The 2707-nt window shown below is 60.2% G+C and carries 3 protein-coding genes; all 3 read left to right on the plus strand.

The window, feature by feature from the left end; translation table 11 throughout:
• Window positions 1-344 (plus strand): transposase (locus ETD85_RS61500; RefSeq protein WP_170247495.1); only part of this gene is annotated, 344 nt, incomplete at its 5' end.
• A 516-nt stretch (window positions 345-860) separates the two neighbouring features.
• Window positions 861-1217, plus strand: a complete 357-nt coding sequence (locus ETD85_RS61510; protein WP_138698972.1) for a DUF6355 family natural product biosynthesis protein — start codon at window positions 861-863, stop codon at window positions 1215-1217.
• A 1100-nt stretch (window positions 1218-2317) separates the two neighbouring features.
• Window positions 2318-2605, plus strand: coding sequence for a transposase family protein (locus tag ETD85_RS67830; RefSeq protein WP_170247496.1), 288 nt, complete (start codon window positions 2318-2320; stop codon window positions 2603-2605).
• Window positions 2606-2707: the final 102 nt, after the last annotated feature.

Consider the following 2707-nt stretch of genomic DNA (forward strand, 5'->3'; position numbering starts at 1 on the left):
GCATCCCCCGGCTCGGGCCGGGACGTCCCCGCACCCGGCCCGACAGCCTGACCGCGGACAAGGCCTACTCCTCCCGCGCCAACCGCGCCTACCTGCGCCGCCGTAAGATCCGCCACACCATCCCCGAGCCGCGCGATCAACGCGCCCACCGGCGTCGGCGCGGCTCGGCCGGGGGACGGCCCACCGGTTTTGACGCCGAACGCTACAAGGGCAGGAACGTCGTCGAACGGGCGATCAACCGGCTGAAGAGCTTCCGGGCCGTGGCCACGCGTTACGACAAACGCGCCTACATCTTTCGCGGCACCGTCACCCTGGCAGCCCTGGTCATCTGGCTCCGCACCTGATCTAAGAAACAGCTCTTAGGCATGCTGGGCTGGCTTCGTCTCACGGTCCCAGGTCAGCGAACGGCGTAGCTGCTTGGGGGACTCGTCCGGATCGTCAAACGCATACTGAAGAAGATCCAGTACAAGCCCCACCTACTCACCGGATGCCTGACCCAGACCGAACTCACCCTCGACACGCCGGCAAATCCATGACCGACCCTACGAATTCAACCGGTGTAGTAATGGCAGGATTCGTACGAAGATCGGCTGCTTCGCGCCTTTCGCGCAGATCTAGTTTGTTCTTCAATGGAAATGTTCAAATGCTGGTCAAAGAAGTCATGCCGGCGCCCGGATGCATAGCCTTTTCGACTTGTTGCCGCAGGTCAGAGCCGGTGAGAGGTGATCGAGACCGCACGGCCCGCACAGCTGTGGGCTCGTGCGGTGCTCAGAGGAGATCTGGAGGGAGTGCTCCACCCCTGCTCGGGAGCCTCTCCGAAGCAGGATGAAAAAGGTTCCATGTTTCGACAAAGGATAAGAATGACGTTTCTCGAAACCACGAAAAGGTTCGCCATCGTGGCGGCGGCCGTGGCGAGCCTCACTTCGATGGCGCCAGCCGCCCAGGCGGCATCGACTGATGTCGGGGCGGCGATCGCCACGAATCCAGGCAACGAGGGAGGAGTGGGTACGAATACAGCTCCGCCGGGGGTACGATGTGGTGCCTATGTGGACTTCACCCATCTCTGGTACAAGCACTGCGGAGATAGCTACATCGAAGTCGAAGTCGACAAAATCAAGGGCGACAACGTTTTTATTTGCATAGGTCCGTGGGAACACAAGGCCATCGCCAGTCTTCTATTTTATGACAATGCGTGGTACACCGGGCGGTCGTGCTAGTTAAGCCATCCTGAGGTCATCATCCGCGATCGGGGAATTTCTTTGGGATGATGACCTCGTTGATTCTCATTATGGATACCCTCAACGCCAGCGCCATTCGACCTGCCGAGACGAGGACCGGACAGATACCCGTTCGAGAAGAAACGGTAGACAATCTTGACGGCAGAGGTCACCATGTCAAAACATCCGACACGGGAGCCGTGCCGAATTATCACCAGGAAAGAGGCATGGATGCCATCTACACTTCGGAGGCGTCACTCGGTCCGCAGCGGAAGGGGCGCCGCCATAGCGCTACTGGTACTTGGTGCGCTCTCGGCCACGCCTGGCGCGGCTTTCGCGATCACCCGTACGGTAGCGGACCCCTCACCAGTGTCGTCCATGATCAACTGTATCGGATGTGTTTACCACAGCAGTTACTACGATGTCACAAAATGGCAGGCCTGGAATCAGTGTCAGAGCGTCGGGGAAAACGGTTTCAGGAGAGGTTACTGGCGCGACTACGCTTGCAATTACACACAGAATAATTTTGGCGCTGATCTAAAAGTTCTATGGAATGCATAGGACGTCCGATAGGTCGATGATGCCATGCCATGCCATGCCGTGACCTGTGCCGTTGAAATCCGCCACCTGGTGTCCCCCATCGAAAATTTGTCAGCAATGCCCGGGCAAGTGATTCAAGAATCTCCTCACCTGCCTTTTGTATCCATTCACGCCTGCCGTGGAGTTGGGGTCTGGTTTGCGGTAGAAGCTCCGGTTTCTGATGAATACGTGGATCTTGGGATGGGGGCTCTTCGAACTTGATCGGGGTTGAGGCCTGACTGCTCGTGCTCGCGTGGCTGGGGTGGCGGTGGCTCTTGAGGGAGCTCGCGGCTTCCGTCGATCATTTCTGTTGTCGACGCAGAAGATCACAACAGAGAAGCCGCGAGCATGGTCAAAGATACGACCCGATTACTGGGTTTGGATGGCCTGGCCATCGTCGAGGTCATCGCAAGAGATGAGCACGCTGGTCTGGGGCCAATCGTCTGGTTGGCGACGATGGATGAACGGGCGAGGGTGTGCCCCGGCTGCGGGGTGGTGGCCACGCGGATGAAAGGGAGTGGGTGACCACTCGGCCGCGGGATCTGCCGGTTGCCGGGCGTCGCTGTGAGCTGCTGTGGCGCAAGAGGCGCTGGATCTGTTCGACGGCGGTGTGCCCGCGCAGGACCTTCACCGAGCAGGTGCCGCAGGTGCCCGCGCGAGCGCGGCTGACCCAGCGGTTACGCCAGGCCGCCAGCGGGAGGGCGGTGGCCGATGGAGGTGGGATCTGTGGAGCGCCCGGTGCCTTGAGAGGGGCACGCCGGGTGCGGGAAACGGTCCGGGGAAACCCGCGTTCCGCAGCTAATCCGTGATCCAGGGCATGTTCGGGTCTGAACCCGCAGGTCAGCGCGTTCTGGCCTGGTGGAAACGGTGGAAAGCCCTAGTGACACGACTTCGCTGATAACCCCGTCACG

Origin of the sequence: Nonomuraea zeae, assembly GCF_005889725.1 — a bacterium.
GTDB classification, from domain to species: domain Bacteria; phylum Actinomycetota; class Actinomycetes; order Streptosporangiales; family Streptosporangiaceae; genus Nonomuraea; species Nonomuraea zeae.

Bases quoted from the DNA above. Each gene is read 5' to 3' on its own strand.
- ETD85_RS61510 (WP_138698972.1), top strand. From the start codon at position 861: ATGACGTTTCTCGAAACCACGAAAAGGTTCGCCATCGTGGCGGCGGCC.